Origin of the sequence: Bacillus sp. hwrm1 (genome assembly GCF_040207805.1) — a bacterium.
GTDB classification, from domain to species: Bacteria; Bacillota; Bacilli; order Bacillales; family Bacillaceae; genus Bacillus; species Bacillus velezensis.
The window spans coordinates 659364-673234 of the sequence record NZ_CP157943.1 but is presented as its reverse complement, the minus strand read 5'-3'; the positions used below and the strand labels follow the sequence as shown (position 1 = coordinate 673234).

The 13871-nt window shown below is 45.7% G+C and carries 11 protein-coding genes and 1 other annotated feature; of the genes, 5 read left to right on the top strand and 6 right to left on the bottom strand.

The annotated features are described in order from the left end of the window. Nucleotides 1–271: 271 nt before the first annotated feature. The 3 genes from gap to ABK447_RS03440 all read right to left on the bottom strand — a co-directional run bounded on the left by gap (nucleotide 272) and on the right by ABK447_RS03440 (nucleotide 4006). Nucleotides 272–1279 (bottom strand): type I glyceraldehyde-3-phosphate dehydrogenase, encoded by a 1008-nt coding sequence (gene gap, locus ABK447_RS03450; protein ID WP_003151611.1) that lies wholly within the window; start codon nucleotides 1277–1279, stop codon nucleotides 272–274. Between the two features lie 33 nt (nucleotides 1280–1312). Beyond that, nucleotides 1313–2347, bottom strand: coding sequence for a gapA transcriptional regulator CggR (gene cggR, locus ABK447_RS03445; protein ID WP_003151607.1), 1035 nt, complete (start codon nucleotides 2345–2347; stop codon nucleotides 1313–1315). A 264-nt stretch (nucleotides 2348–2611) separates the two neighbouring features. Then, a complete protein-coding gene (locus ABK447_RS03440; protein WP_003151605.1) occupies nucleotides 2612–4006 on the bottom strand; it encodes a sugar porter family MFS transporter in 1395 nt (464 codons plus the stop codon). 256 nt (nucleotides 4007–4262) lie between these two features. Here ABK447_RS03440 and ABK447_RS03435 point away from each other — a divergent pair, with 256 nt between their 5' ends. After that, nucleotides 4263–5351, top strand: a complete 1089-nt coding sequence (locus ABK447_RS03435) for a GntR family transcriptional regulator (RefSeq protein ID WP_007409953.1) — start codon at nucleotides 4263–4265, stop codon at nucleotides 5349–5351. A gap of 35 nt (nucleotides 5352–5386) precedes the next feature. Here the strand turns inward: ABK447_RS03435 and ABK447_RS03430 are convergent, their stop codons facing one another. Next, the gene (locus ABK447_RS03430) at nucleotides 5387–6394 is read right to left on the bottom strand and encodes an LLM class flavin-dependent oxidoreductase (RefSeq protein ID WP_007409952.1); all 1008 of its coding nucleotides are present in this window, start codon (nucleotides 6392–6394) and stop codon (nucleotides 5387–5389) included. 294 nt (nucleotides 6395–6688) lie between these two features. Here ABK447_RS03430 and ABK447_RS03425 point away from each other — a divergent pair, with 294 nt between their 5' ends. Then, on the top strand, nucleotides 6689–7078 hold the full coding sequence (locus ABK447_RS03425; RefSeq protein WP_349909494.1) for a hypothetical protein: 390 nt from the start codon (nucleotides 6689–6691) through the stop codon (nucleotides 7076–7078). Between the two features lie 31 nt (nucleotides 7079–7109). Here the strand turns inward: ABK447_RS03425 and ABK447_RS03420 are convergent, their stop codons facing one another. Then, nucleotides 7110–7988, bottom strand: coding sequence for a LysR family transcriptional regulator (locus ABK447_RS03420; protein ID WP_094031302.1), 879 nt, complete (start codon nucleotides 7986–7988; stop codon nucleotides 7110–7112). A gap of 97 nt (nucleotides 7989–8085) precedes the next feature. Between ABK447_RS03420 and ABK447_RS03415 the strand changes: the two genes are divergently transcribed. Continuing rightward, nucleotides 8086–8991, top strand: coding sequence for a DMT family transporter (locus ABK447_RS03415; RefSeq protein ID WP_094031303.1), 906 nt, complete (start codon nucleotides 8086–8088; stop codon nucleotides 8989–8991). 86 nt (nucleotides 8992–9077) lie between these two features. Next, a protein-coding gene (locus ABK447_RS03410) for an IS3 family transposase (RefSeq protein WP_094031235.1) occupies nucleotides 9078–10228 on the top strand; the annotation gives its coding sequence in 2 pieces (ribosomal slippage) (nucleotides 9078–9351 and nucleotides 9351–10228; 1152 coding nt in all). A 60-nt stretch (nucleotides 10229–10288) separates the two neighbouring features. Here the strand turns inward: ABK447_RS03410 and ABK447_RS03405 are convergent. Further along, nucleotides 10289–11629 carry an amino acid permease gene (locus tag ABK447_RS03405; RefSeq protein WP_094031304.1) on the bottom strand — a complete coding sequence of 447 codons (1341 nt, stop codon included), beginning with the start codon at nucleotides 11627–11629 and terminating at the stop codon, nucleotides 10289–10291. Nucleotides 11630–11691: 62 nt separating this feature from the next. Next, nucleotides 11692–11931: a binding site (T-box leader), on the bottom strand. Between the two features lie 632 nt (nucleotides 11932–12563). Here ABK447_RS03405 and ABK447_RS03400 point away from each other — a divergent pair. Next, nucleotides 12564–13871, top strand: coding sequence for an N-acetylglucosamine-6-phosphate deacetylase (locus ABK447_RS03400; protein WP_094031305.1), 1308 nt, complete (start codon nucleotides 12564–12566; stop codon nucleotides 13869–13871).

Below are 13871 nucleotides of genomic sequence, written 5' to 3'. Positions count from 1 at the left end.
AACGTGAAACCGCCTCATGATGCTTCCGCCGCGGGGCAGATTGCAGCTTCCGGGCACGGGGCAGATCGTCTTCTGAGCCAGGGCAGGCGGCTCAGAAAACGAAAGTGCCGCGGAAACTTCAAAACGCGGACGTTCTGCAGCAATCCGGCGCTTTCTGAAAGCCGGTTCTCATGGAAAAAGGGAAAGGGAGTCCGTCCCCTTCCCTTGTCCGCTTTCATTATAGCGTTTCTGTCCGAAAGAACCAAGTCCGGCCCTTTCCGGGAGCTATGAATTAAAGACCTTGTTTTGCGATGTAAGCTGCAAGGTCAACAACGCGGTTAGAGTAGCCGCTTTCGTTATCGTACCAAGAGATTACTTTTACCATGCTGCCTTCCATAACCATTGTAGAAAGAGCATCGATTGTAGAAGAGTTAGCATTGCCGTTGTAGTCTCCGGATACTAATGGCTCTTCGCTGTAGCCAAGGATTCCTTTAAGATCGCCTTCAGCCGCTTCTTTAAGAGCTGCGTTTACGTCTTCAGCCGTTACGTCTTTGTTCAGTTCAGCAACTAGATCAACAAGAGAAACGTTTGGAGTCGGCACACGCATAGCTCCGCCGTTCAGTTTGCCTTTCAGTTCAGGAAGAACAAGGGAAACTGCTTTAGCAGCACCAGTTGATGTAGGAATGATGTTTTCAGCTGCTGCACGCGCACGACGGTAGTCTTTGTGCGGAAGATCAAGAATTTGCTGATCGTTTGTGTAAGAGTGAACAGTTGTCATCATACCGCGTTTGATGCCGAATTTGTCGTTAAGTACTTTTGCAAACGGCGCAAGGCAGTTTGTTGTGCAAGATGCGTTAGAGATAACATGGTGGTTAGCTGCATCGTATTTGTCTTCGTTAACACCCATAACGATTGTGATATCTTCTTCGTTAGCAGGTGCAGAGATGATAACTTTTTTCGCGCCTGCTTCTAAGTGTTTCGCAGCGTCTGCGCGTTTTGTGAAGAAACCAGTAGATTCAACTACGATTTCAACGCCTTGTTTGCCCCAGCTGAGTTTCGCAGGATCGCGCTCAGCAGAAACTTCGATTGTTTTGCCGTTAACAACAAGGTTGCTGCCGTCAACTTTAACTTCTGCATCTAATTTTCCGTGTACGGAATCATATTGTAAAAGATGAGCAAGCATGTTAGCGTCTGTTAAATCGTTAACCGCTACTACCTCAACTTCAGGATTGTTTAATGCTGCGCGGAATACGTTACGTCCAATACGACCAAAACCGTTAATACCGACTTTTACTGCCATGATTATTTCCTCCTTTAAATAAGTGAGAGATATTTATATTGAGGGACTGTTATCCCTTAATAACTTCTTTGCGGCTCCTTCGTCCGTGACGAGAACCGTGTTTCGCTGCTTTTTAAAATAAGCTTCGATTGCTTCTGCTTTTGATGATCCGCCCGCTACCGCGATAATGTCGGGAATGGCATCGAGGTCATCAAGCTGCATTCCGACTGAATGCACCTTGTGAACGACTTCTCCGTCCGCATTAAAGTAGTAGCCGAATGCCTCTGTCACCGCATGATTGTCATCTATTTTCTTCAAATCTTCCAAAGGCGTGTTTCTTCGCTCCGCCATTGTTCTAGCTTCGCCGATTCCGTGAACGAGCATACTCGCTGATTTAATCGTGTGAAGCACCTCTTTTACGGAAGGTTCTTCAATAATAGATGAGTAGGCGCCTTGTGACAGCTGCCCGGGAACGAACAAAAGCCGGTAAGTGCCTGAAGCCTTTTCCGCCATATGCGCGCATATGGTGTTCGCCTGGTTTTTCACATCTTCGCCTAAACCGCCTCTTGCGGGCACAAACAGGAGCTCGCGGTTTTTTGAATCCGGCGTCATCATATCGGCGACGGCTTCAATTGTCGTACCGCCGGTTACAGCGACGATATTTTTGCCTGAAAATCTCTTTTTCATACATGCAACGGCCGCTCTCCCTAATTCTTTTTTGACCCAAGGAGATTGGTCGCTGTCTCCGGAAACGATAATGGCGTCTTTCAGATTAAGCCGCTCTTTTAATGTCTTTTCCAAAAGCGTCAACCCTAAAACATCCTTCATCGTATCTTCCAGAATCGAAAGCAGTGAATAGCCCTCTTCCGTCATTGTCATGCCGTTTGTTTTAATATCGATGAGATTCTGTTCTTTCAAAAACTGAACCTCGCTTCTGAGAACGCGCTCGGTCAATCCGAGACTGGCTGCAAGACTTCTGCGGCCGATCGGTTCGGTAAGCCTGATATACTGCAAGATTTCAAATCTTTTCTGCATCACAAGCAAAAGATCAGGCAATAATTTTTTTTGAGCTTGTATTAACTGGTTCATGACTCAAACGTTCCTTCCTATTCATACTGGACAGAAAATGTCCCGCTATGACAAAAAACGTCCCATCATAGCCAAAAAAAATTATGTCTGCTTTCTTTAATTATTTTAACAGGATGACATTGTTAATTCAACTGTTAAAGGTCAATTCCTCGACATTCTTCGCAGGATTTTCCAGTATCTCCTTGATACAGTCATTATATACAGAAACGGAATGAAGGTGACAGACAAAAGCCCGCCGGAGCGGACTTTTGTCGTAAAACGCTTTCATTTTATCCAGAGTTTTTCTATTTCTTCTAATGATTTATTTTTCGTCTCAGGACAGATCGTCACGACAAACAAGAAACAGAGAATATTAATGACGGCGAATATCCAGAAGGTGTACGCAAGCCCTAACCCGCTGATCATCATCGGCACGAACTGGCCGATCGCCCAGTTCGCCCCCCATAAGAATATCGTCGCAATACCGGCGGCGCGTGCGCGGAGGTGGTTCGGAAAGATCTCCGAAATCATGATCCATGTAATCGGCCCGACTGATACGCAGAAAGCGGCGACGAATCCCAATATGATGACGACTAAAGCCGGACCGCTCGCCAGCTGAAAATAAAAGGATGCCCCGATTAAGATCATGAACAGCGCCATAAAGGCAGATCCGACCCCCATCAGCTTTTTCCGGCCTACCTTATCGACTAAAAGAACCGCGATAATGGTGAAAATCACTTCGACGACACCGACGATGCATGTCGTGATAAACCCCGCATTCTGTCCGAAGCCCATCATTTTGAAAATTTCCGGCCCGTAATACGTAATTGCGTTCATGCCGATGACCTGATTGAATAAAGCCAGCAGAATCCCGATCACAAGCGCTTTTCTCAGCCCCGGCTTAAACAGCTGAGACAATGAACCCATTTTTTCTAATTGTAAAGACGTTTCGATTTGTTTGATTTCTTCTTTCGCGGTCTGCTCGCCGTTAATGCGCGTCAGCACGGCGAGGGCTTCATTCCGGCGCCCTGCTTTCGCAAGCCAGCGCGGACTTTCCGGCACGATAAGCAGCACGATAAAAAAGATGACGGACGGAATCATGCCGTAAGCGAGCATCCACCGCCAGCCGGTGTGCACTCCCCATTCATACGAGCCGGACTGCTGGACGGCGAGGTTAATAAAATAAGTGCCGGATATCCCTAATATCGTAAACAGCTGATACAGGGAAGACAGACTGCCGCGTATGGCCGGCGGAGCGGCTTCGGTAATATACGTGACAGAAAGCGAGGAGCCCATGCCGATTCCCAGACCGCCGATGACTCTGGCGATCACTAAGGAAGACACACTTTGAGAAAGCGCAGAGACAACCGCTGACACCGCAAACAACAGCGCCGCTGCCATCAAAATCTTTCTCCGTCCGAAACGGTCACTCAAAAATCCGGAAATCCCGACGCCGAAAACACCGCCGATCATAATGCTTGAAATCACGAGCCCTTCCATAAAAGGACTTAAGCGGTACAAATCTTTCAGGAAACCGATAGCGCCGGAAATCACCGCCGTGTCATAACCGTACAAAAGCCCTCCCAGTCCGGCCGCGCATGAGATGAGAATGACAAACCACTTGGAATGCTGCCGAGTGACAGGTACATTTGAGCCAATTGGTGCCGGGTGATTCTTCATGAATTTTACCCTCCCGCGAATAATAGAATAAAAACGCTTACAAATCTGAGTGCGACGCTTGATGTTGCTTTGTTTTCTTCAGAATCGCCACATTTGTACGTACTTATAAAGAATTTTATCTAAAAATAAGAGAAATTAGTACGTACAAATAAAGAATAAGCAGTTTTTCATAATCTGTCAATTATTTTTACAGCTTGATGAAAGGGCTTACTATGTTATACTGGAATTTGTCCGTATACATTTTGGAGGAATTGATATGCTACCGAAATATGCTCAAGTAAAAGAAGAAATTTGTTCATGGCTGAATCAGGGAAAAATACAGCCGGACGAAAAGCTGCCTACGGAAAATGAGCTGATGCAGCAGTTCGGCGTCAGCCGCCATACCATCAGAAAGGCGATCGGAGATTTGGTCTCGCAGGGGCTGCTGTACAGCGTTCAGGGCGGAGGCACCTTTGTCGCTTCACGCACGGCGAAATCAGCCATGCATTCAAACAAAACGATCGGCGTCATTACAACGTACATATCAGACTATATTTTCCCGAGCATCATCAGGGGAATTGAATCTTATTTAAGCGAACAGGGCTATTCCATGCTGCTGACGAGCACCAACAACAATACAGAAAGTGAGCGGCGCGGTCTTGAAAACCTGCTGTCCAAAAATATAGACGGGCTGATTGTCGAGCCTACGAAAAGCGCGTTGCAGACGCCCAACATCGGCTACTATCTCAATCTGGAGAAAAACGGCATTCCGTTTGCCATGATTAACGCCTCTTATGCGGAGCTGGCCGCACCAAGCTTTTCCGTCAATGATGTCAAAGGCGGCATGATGGCTTGCGAATACGTCATGTCCCTCGGCCACACGCACATTATGGGAATCTTTAAAGCGGATGACACGCAGGGCGTCAAACGGATGAACGGCTATCTGCAGGCGCATCGGGAGCGCGGGATTTTCCCGTCTCCGGACATGATCGTCACTTACACGACTGAAGAAAAAGAAACCGTGCTTCTCCAAAAAATTAAGCATACCCTTGAGCAAAACAGCGGATCACACCCGACGGCCATTCTTTGCTACAATGACGAAATTGCGCTGAAGACGATTAATCTTCTAAGGGAATTCGGGTTAAAGGTGCCTGATGACGTATCGGTCATGGGCTATGACGATTCACATTTCGCCCAGATTTCCGAGGTGAAGCTCACCTCTGTCAAGCATCCGAAATCCATTATGGGGAAAGCGGCGGCAAAATACGTCATCGACTGCTTAGAGCATAAAAAACCGAAGAAGGATGACGTCGTGTATGAACCGGAACTCGTCATCCGGAATTCAGTCAAGCGGATCGGCGAATAAAAAAAGCAATGTGCGCGGCACATTGCTTTTTTTGCTCAGCTGTTTTTTAATTCGGCGATGATCTCAAATGATCTCATTCTGTCGGCATGCTCAAAGCTTTCTGAATTCACCATAATTTCATCCGCCTGTGTTGTCCGGATGAAGCTTTCCAGCTTTTCCTTCACACGCTCCGGTCCGCCGACGATCGTTGAACTGAGCTGTTCATTGACCATCGCTTTTTCATACGGCGACCAGATTTGATCCATGTCTTCAACAGGAGGCTTCAGCTGGTTCGGCGTGCCGCGGACGAGGTCTAAAAATCTTTGATAATGCGATGTTGCCAGATGCTCCGCCTTTTCGTCCGTATCGGCGGCAATGACGGTGACGCCGACCATCGCGTACGGTTGATCCAGTACGTCTGACGGACGGAAGGAGCTGCGGTACAGCTCAAGGGCGGGCACGGTGTTTTTCGGTGAAAAGTGAGCCGCAAAGGCGAACGGAAGCCCGAGCTCTCCCGCAAGACGCGCGCTGAAGCCGCTTGAGCCCAAAAGCCAGATCGGCACGTCCAGCCCTTCGCCCGGAATGGCGCGGACTTGATTGCGCACATTGCCTGTCGGTTTGAAGTAATTTCTCAATTCTTCAAGCTGCTCCGGAAAATCTTCCCCGCTGTTTATGTTTCTTCGTAAGGCTCTCGCCGTTAATTGGTCGGTCCCCGGCGCGCGTCCGAGCCCCAGGTCAATCCGGCCCGGATACAACGTTTCAAGGGTTCCGAATTGCTCCGCGATCACAAGTGAAGAATGATTCGGCAGCATAATACCCCCAGAACCGACGCGGATTTTTTTCGTGCCGCCGGCGATGTGGCCGATCAGCACCGCCGTTGCCGAGCTGGCAACTCCTTCTATATTATGATGCTCCGCAAGCCAATAGCGGTTATAGCCCCACTCCTCGGCGCGGCGCGCTAAATCCATGCTGTTGCGGAACGATTCAGCAACCGTTCCCCCCTGTACGACCGGCGATAAATTCAATACGGAAAACGCAGTATCTTTCAATGTATGTTCAGCCATCGTTTTCTCCTTTATGGTTTAGTGTAAGCAGATCTTAAACAAGGTCTCTACCACACACCTTACCACAGCTTTTCCCGTGAGTTAAACAATTTGATTCGATGATATTCGAACAATCAGTCATCGGTCGTCACTAGTGAACTTTGTATGAATGAATCTATTACATTCAGATATGATGAGCTTTTCATCCTATAAAAGTGAAAATCTATCGTTGAAAGAACAAACCCAATAATGTTAAGATATGTATGATATTGAATAGGAAGGAAGTCATAGTCTATATGCGTAAAAAAAATCTTAATGGCACTCACAACAGCTTTACTGGCAGCTATCTTCTTTACCGGAAACACCGATAAGGCATATGCCGCAGACTTTTATTCCGGCACTGAGCAGAATTTAAATGTAAGCGGATCTACCGATGCCTCCTACTACACGAAAAAAGCGAAAAGTGTCGATTTTACTCTCAGTACAGCGTATCCGTCAAATCGAACCTTTAAAGGAAACCTATACTTACAGCGAAAGTCAGGAAAGAAATGGACGACTTGCAAAAAGACAAGCTTCACTTTCAAATATCACGTAACTAAGTCATTCCCTTTAAAAGGATGCAAGACAGGTTATTATCGTGTCAAAGCCACGTTCAGCGGTTCAAAACTTGTCAATACGACAAACTCTTTTAAAATTAACCGATAAGATTCAGGGCCCTAAGATGATTAGGGTCTTTTTATTCATTCTTTGTGAGTTCCTGCGCGATTTGAATAAAAAGTTTTGCCGCCAATGAAGCTTCCTTTACGGAAGGAACGGCAAGCAGAACATCGCGGTACACCGCCTGATTCAGGTCTCTCGTCACGACATTGTCCGGCAGCGATATTCCCGACATAGACATTTGTGATAATATCGCAATCCCCAGCCCTTCTTTGATCATGCTGATGGACGTATTGACGTTGTAAACAGTGAATGCGGCAGTCAGCACAGATCCTGCCTCCTTAAACATATCAATAAACGGTGATTCGTATCCTCCGTCACAGATGATCATCGGCTGGCGGTCAAGATCTTTCAGAGTGATTGACTCACAGCTGCAAAGCGGATGATCATTTCTAAGCACGACGGCCATTTTATCTTTTTTCAGCGGCAGATATTCCATGTCTTCCGTAGGAAAAAGAGTGATACCCACATCTATTACCCGGGAGCGGAGCCATTCCTTTACTTCGTTGACCGTTCCTTCATGAAGCACCAATTCAAGCTTCGGATACCGCTTTTTAAACATGCTGATCAGCTTTGGAATGAAATAAGCGGAAGCGGCCGGAAATGTGCCGATGTGAATTGTTCCCTGTTCAAGCCCTCTTTCCGCGGCCGCCAGCTGCTCGGCTTTTTCTATGCCTTTGAGCACCTCTCTGATATGGACGAGAATTTTTCCGCCCGTGTCCGTGAGCCTTACGCCGTTGCGGCGCTCGCGGATGATCAGCTTGATGCCGAGCTCTGACTCAAGCGCAGAAATGGCATGGCTGACAGCGGGCTGCGTCATATTCAGCGCCTGCCCCGCTTTTGTAAAGCTTCCCGTTTCAGCGATTTGAACAAAAACCCGCAGTTGTGTAATCGTCATAACGTTTTACTTATGCTCCTTATAAAAAAGATTCATTTTATTTATCTTACTGATTACCGTATCATATGATGGAATTGTTCTACAAGGAGTGAACGACGTGAAACAGCTTTCGAAAATACAGACGGCTCTTATGCTGGCGTTTCTAGTCACGGTGTGGGGAATTAACTGGCCGCTGACAAAGGCCGCGCTTGCCTATTCGCCGCCTCTTCTGTTTGCCGGAATCCGCACGCTGATCGGCGGACTTCTATTATTAATGGTGGCGCTGCCCCGTTTTAAAAAGCTGCGTTTTAAAGAAACGTGGCCGATCTATCTTATTTCTGCCATTTTAAATATTACTTTATTTTACGGCCTGCAAACGGTCGGCTTGAATTACCTGCCTGCCGGCTTATTTTCAGCCATCGTGTTTTTCCAGCCGGTTTTAATGGGCGTTTTTTCTTGGCTGTGGCTCGGGGAATCGATGTATCCTTTAAAAATAGCCGGTCTTATTCTGGGCTTTGCCGGTGTCGCCGTCATCAGCGCAGCCGGTTTCGGAGGCCATATTTCCATCGCCGGCATTCTTTTGGCCTTAGGCTCCGCGGTCAGCTGGGCGCTCGGCACGGTATATGTGAAAAGAACGGGCGGACGCGCGGACTCTATCTGGATGGTCGCTCTTCAGCTTCTGATCGGCGGCGTGCTGCTTGTCAGCTCCGGCCATTTTTCAGAAAGCTTTTCAGCGATTCAATGGAAAGCTCCGTTCATTCTCAGCCTTCTGTTCATTTCAGTTTTTGTTATCGCGCTCGGCTGGCTCGCCTTTTTTACGCTTGTCGGTTCAGGGGAAGCAAGCAAGGTTGCCTCTTACACCTTCCTGATCCCGCTCATATCCATTACCGTCAGCTCGATATTCCTGCATGAGCCGCTGACCGTCAGCCTTTTAGCCGGACTGCTTCTGATCGTCACAAGCATTTGTTTTGTGAATATAACACCGAAGAAACTGAAAACACCTGCTCTTGCCGCGGGGGACTGACCCCATAATATGAGACAAACAAAAAACACCTTCAAGTTTGAAAACGGATCGTTGTTATCCGAAATTAGACTTGGAGGTGTTTTTCTATGAGGGCAAGAGTGAGTTATCCGGTTGAAGTCAAACAGAAGGCTGTAGAAATGAGATTGGCGGGCGTGCCTGTGAAGGAGATCATGCAGGAATTGAATATAAAGAATAAGACGCAGGTGCAGACATGGGTCAGGTGGTATAAAGCTGGGGACACACATCGATTCGAACAACCTGTCGGAAAGCAATATTCTTATGGAAAAGGTCCAGAGTATTCTTCCGAATTAGAGAAACTGCAGGCAGAAAATCGTTATCTGAGACAACAGAATGAAGTGTTAAAAAAGTACAACGAATTGGAAAGGAAGCTGATAGCGAAACGCCAGTCGAGCTTGTAGAAGCATTGCGCAGCACAATGACCATAAAGGATATCTGTATTCATTTAGGTATCTCACGAGCATCTTATTATCGTTGGAAGAAGAATCTGATGAAAGATAACCCTAAATACCATTTAGAAAAACAAATCGGCACGTTGTGCCGAGAACACAAGTATCGATATGGCTATCGGAAAATCACAGCCATATTAAAAAAGGGAATGCGTATGAATCATAAAACGGTTCAGCGCATTATGCAGAAGAATCAGTGGCAATGCCGGGTTAAGGTGAAAAAGCGTAAGAAGAATGGGCAGCCATATGCCGTGGCCGAGAATATATTGGATCGGAACTTTCAGTCTGATCGCCCTCTGGAAAAGCTAGTAACGGATATCACATATTTGCCTTATGGGCAGAAACAATTGTATCTTTCCAGTATATTGGATTTATACAATGGAGAAGTGATTGCTTTTACGATTGGCGATAGACAGGACACAGACTTTGTCTTACACACACTTGATCAGCTGCCCGCACTGCCAGAGAACTGTGTGTTACATAGTGACCAAGGTTCTGTTTATACATCTTATGAGTATCAGAAAGCTGTTAAAACAAAAGGCATTACCATGAGCATGTCCCGCAAAGGGACGCCCGCTGATAATGCCTCCATCGAATCGTTTCATTCCTCACTAAAGTCTGAAACGTTCTACCTCGACAGGTTGGAAAGCACTACGACGACCATCGTAGAACAAACTGTCGAAACCTATATACACTATTATAACAACATTCGTATTCAAACGAAACTAAACAACCAGCCGCCGGTCACATACCGACAGCTGGCTGCTTAAAGGTGTTTTGATCCCTGTCTCAAAAACGGGGGTCAGTCCCCGGGGCAAGAGTTTTTTTATTTATTGACGTCTCCCTTTCACGAGATACGCAGCCGTAATGAGGAGATAGATGGCCGCAGTGATGCATGTGATGACGATGGATGTCGTCGCAATTACGCCGATCAGGATGGCCAAAAGCGCAAGCACCGCAAACCATGTCGTGTACGGGAACCATTTGACGTAATAAGCCGGCTGTTCTGTTGAATGTTTTCTTGATTTCAAATGGGCGAATCCGATAATCAGCCAGATGAACAGCACGGTATAGCCGAGGGAACCCATCAAATAATTAAACGTCTGGCTTCCTGCGAATAAAGAAATCAGGACGCCTACATATAAAAATGACGTACAAGTCAGAATCGCATAGACGGGAACCTTTTTCTTCGATAGTTTTGAAAAGATTTTCGGCAGCCGGCCGTCAGAAGCCTGCGTAAACAAGACGCGGGATGACCCGTACAGTCCCGAGTTCATAGACGAGATAATCGCAAGAAGAATGACGGCATTCATAATATGGTCGGCACCCGGAATTCCGATCATCTTAAATACTATGACAAACGGGCTTTCGGGAACGCTGTTAACTTGATTCCAAGGAATCAGGCTGACGATGATGAAAAACGGCAGCAAGTAAAAAGCGACAATCCGCGTTAACGTGCTTCGGACAGCTTTCGGGATCACCTTTTCGGGGTTTTTTGTCTCCGCCAGCGTGACGCCGATGATTTCCGTTCCGCCGTATGAGTAGATCACGACGAGCATCGCCGTAATGACACCCCCCGCTCCATGCGGGGAAAACCCTCCGTGATCCGTTAAATGAGACAGCCCCGGCGCCGTGTGATTGCCGAATGAGAAAAATAATAGCAGAATCCCGCATAAAATAAAGATGACAATCACTGTAATTTTAATGAGCGCGAGCCAGTACTCCGTCTCGGCAAACAGTTTCACAGAAAGCATGTTTACGACCGTCACCACAATGGAAATGATCAAAGCCAATATCCATATCGGACATTCCGGCAGCCAATATTGAATGAAAATGGCGGCTACGACCGCCTCAGCGGCAATATTGAGCACCCACATTTTCCAATAGATCCAGTCTAAAAAGTATGCAGCGTACGACCCGAGAGACTGCTGAACCAAATCACGGAACGTCCTTGCATGTTTGTTTCTGACTGCCATTTCGGCCAGCCCCTGCATAATAAACAGCAGAATGATTCCGCCGAGGAGGTAGGCCAGCAGCACGGACGGCCCCGCTTCATCAATCGCCGTGCTGCTGCCTTTAAAGAGCCCGGCCCCGATTGCGCCTCCAAGCGCCATCATCATAATGTGTCTGGACGACATCGTCCGTTTTAACGTTTGCTTGTCCTTTTCCATCTATCACACGCCCTCTCGCAAAAAGTGTTCATCACATAAAAAAGCACGCCGCCTCTTTTTAGAAAAGAGACGGCGTGCCTCAGGCAGCCGCGGTACCACTCTTGTTGATCCCGAATGTCCGGAATCCAGCTTAAAAACCTTTTAACGAAGGTCAGCCGTTAGGACATAGGGAATATTCCGACAATTCCGTTCCGCCCTGCCACTTCCGGGCGAGTTCAAAGAACAATCAGTCCGCGTTGCACCAACCCGCGGCTCTCTTTTTCTGACTGGATTCTTTTACTGCTCCCGTTCACAGTGTTTTATGTTAAATGAATCTCTTGAGTTTTTATTTTCTGAATATAGTAACATAATATACAGTCTTCTATTTTCAAAGTCAATACTAATTTTTGCCGCTGGTTTTCTTATCACCTATATAAGACATTTTGACTGAACATGTTTATATTCATATGCGGGGTGAGCCGACCCCTAATATAGCGTAATCAGCACTTTATATATATTGTTCAAACAAAAATTCCGACGAAAGGTTTTACTCTTATGCTGGTATCCCAGCTTAGTAACTGTACACATTTCATTTCTAATCGTTCAACTCCAATGACTCCACAAGGTTCTATACCCGGAAGTCATATTCCATTTATTAAAGCTATTGACATGAAACCAATTCCACAAATTAAACTCGTGGAGAACACTAGTTGGCGTAACACGAAACAGTATAGAAGCATTTGTGGCGTTACAGCTAGTGTTTTTGAGTGTTTAAAGGAGATTTTCAGGATACAAATAACAATAACGAGCAACATCAGGTGTAGAAAGCTGAATAAAAAACCTATATTTTTACAAAAATTGATAATAAAAGGTTGATATGGTGCGGGTTTCATACTTTAAGATGATGATGTGTCTTCACTGAATACTAAATAAACATTTCCAGGAGGCGTTTCCTATGCAGTCTAGCACATCATTTAACAGCCCAGCTTACCTTGAAACAAATGGAGTAATGAAAATCGCTGATATAACTTATAGTGATAACGAATGGCTGAACTTCGACATTGGAGGAGAAGGAATTTTTAAGAAATCAGGTTCTTATTTAGTTCCATCTCTTCCAGTAGAATTTCATTGTCATGGAATCGGTCACTATGATTTTAGCAATTTAGATCAATTAGATATTGAAAAGATCAATACACTAGCTGAAATAGAAGGGATTTTCTGTGTACCCTCTATTTTTCTTCCTCATAATCAATTAGATCAATTTGCAGCCTTTATGAAAGAGTTCCATACACAAAAGAGAAAGGGACGTTACCGTAATATTTTAGGTATTTCACTAGAAGGACCATTATTGGCCAGCTTTGCAGGCACACCGGAAAAAGGAAATTGGGCACCCTTAAAAGAAGAATGGGAAAAGATCGCTTCTTGCGGAGAATACGGTCTTATTTATACTGTACTGTCCCCAGATGCTATGACTGAAAACTCCTATCTAAAGAAATATATCACCGAAGAACATCCGAGTTTAGAATGGATTGTGGATACACTTGTGGAGGCTGGAGTTAAACCGACGCTGGGTCACTTCCAAAAAGCATACCCGGAGGAAACCTCTGAACTTATAATGAAAGTTATAGATACAGCGCAAAAACGCAGCAATTACACTGGATCAGATGCCGTTTTAACAGATCATTTGTTTAATGATATGCCAAACAATTTTAAACACACCTGGAGAACACCCCAAGAAAGAGTACATAGATTAGAGGGGTTAAAAGATGCTCGGTTAGATAAATGGAACATAGATAATATAAACACACTTGTCGGAGAAGTTCCCGGTACTTTGATGAGAGCCGCGAAAGAAGGTTTATTAACCATTTGTATGAATTTTGATAGTGAACATGTAGACTTAGAAGTTGCACGGCGGGTTGTAGAACTTGTTGGCTCTAAGGGTATTATAGCAATGACAGATCGCATTGACACAGATTCCATGTGCGGCCAATCACTGGAGAAAATTGAAGGGAATAATCTGTGGTATCAAGGGAAAGGGTATGTAGCAGCAGGGTCTTACACAATTGATCGGCTTATGCATAATATTCGTGCTATAGGTTTTAATGAGAAAGTTGTATGGAATATGACATCATTTGTACCATTAAAAGCTTGTCACTTCCTAAATGAACTTGAAAACCTTTCCATGAAGCCCTTCAGTTTTATAGATGAAACGAAAAAAAGAACTCATTTCAAAGCGCCTGCCCCAGAACTGATTCTGCGCTAA

What these genes read in the sequence shown, in the direction of transcription:
- gap (WP_003151611.1), bottom strand. Translation starts at nt 1,279, where the DNA reads ATGGCAGTAAAAGTCGGTATTAACGGTTTTGGTCGTATTGGACGTAAC.
- cggR (WP_003151607.1), bottom strand. Translation starts at nt 2,347, where the DNA reads ATGAACCAGTTAATACAAGCTCAAAAAAAATTATTGCCTGATCTTTTG.
- ABK447_RS03440 (WP_003151605.1), bottom strand. Translation starts at nt 4,006, where the DNA reads ATGAAGAATCACCCGGCACCAATTGGCTCAAATGTACCTGTCACTCGG.
- ABK447_RS03435 (WP_007409953.1), top strand. Translation starts at nt 4,263, where the DNA reads ATGCTACCGAAATATGCTCAAGTAAAAGAAGAAATTTGTTCATGGCTG.
- ABK447_RS03430 (WP_007409952.1), bottom strand. Translation starts at nt 6,394, where the DNA reads ATGGCTGAACATACATTGAAAGATACTGCGTTTTCCGTATTGAATTTA.
- ABK447_RS03425 (WP_349909494.1), top strand. Translation starts at nt 6,689, where the DNA reads ATGGCACTCACAACAGCTTTACTGGCAGCTATCTTCTTTACCGGAAAC.
- ABK447_RS03420 (WP_094031302.1), bottom strand. Translation starts at nt 7,988, where the DNA reads ATGACGATTACACAACTGCGGGTTTTTGTTCAAATCGCTGAAACGGGA.
- ABK447_RS03405 (WP_094031304.1), bottom strand. Translation starts at nt 11,629, where the DNA reads ATGGAAAAGGACAAGCAAACGTTAAAACGGACGATGTCGTCCAGACAC.
- ABK447_RS03400 (WP_094031305.1), top strand. Translation starts at nt 12,564, where the DNA reads ATGCAGTCTAGCACATCATTTAACAGCCCAGCTTACCTTGAAACAAAT.